Below are 887 nucleotides of genomic sequence, written 5' to 3' on the forward strand. Positions count from 1 at the left end.
CGTCAGCCCAGCCGCAGACGCCGCAGACACCTTCGGCTTCACCGACGCCGCAGCACTCGGGAACACCTCGTCCCACTGCGCACTCGACACCGACAGCGCCGAGAGCGAGATGATCGTCTCGGCGGTGGGCAGCGTCTGCGCGTGCCAGGTCACCACCTCGTACTTCTTCGTCCGGTCAAGCTTCGCCGCGGCAACCTCAAGCGAGTTCGTCGCCGCGCCGTCAACGATCGTCGCCGCGGGAATGTACCCCACCGCGAGACCCGAGCCCGCACCGGTGAGCTCGCTCACCGTTCCGGCCTCGATCACCGCAACGTAGGCCCCCTTGGGAGCAACCACGTTGGCAAGCACGGTCTTCACCGTCAGACCGGTCTCGGAGGCGCCCGCCACCGTCGACACCGCAGATGCCTCGGGCTTCGGGAACACCGCGTCCCACTGCTCCGCCGACACATCAAACGGAATCACCTTCACGATGTTCGACTCAACCGGGTTCGTGCGACGCGGCCACACGACCACCTCGTACTCCTTCGTCCGATCAAGCTGCGCCACCGGAACCGTCACGCTCGACGAGAACTCACCCGACGCAGGAATCGTCGTCACCGACTGCGTGTTCCCCAGGAACCCAGCCTGCGTCGTCCCCGCAGCAGTCCCGCGCAGCACCACACCAACGTGCACACCAGCAGGCTGCGACGCCGGATCCACACCCGACACACTCGCCTCAACCGTCACACCCGACGCATCCGCAGCAGACACCGACGCAGAACCCGACACACCTGGCTTCGGGAACACCGCATCCCACTGCTCCGCCGACACATCAAACGGAATCACCTTCACGATGTTCGACTCAACCGGGTTCGTGCGACGCGGCCACACGACCACCTCGTACTCCT

The 887-nt window shown here is 65.8% G+C and carries 1 protein-coding gene; it reads right to left on the minus strand.

What is annotated here, in order from left to right; genetic code table 11:
• The coding region (locus EV139_RS15960; RefSeq protein ID WP_198677502.1) for a hypothetical protein at positions 1–887 on the minus strand (887 nt) is incomplete at both ends.

The sequence above is a fragment of the Leucobacter luti genome, assembly GCF_004217175.1.
Taxonomy (GTDB): domain Bacteria; phylum Actinomycetota; class Actinomycetes; order Actinomycetales; family Microbacteriaceae; genus Leucobacter; species Leucobacter luti.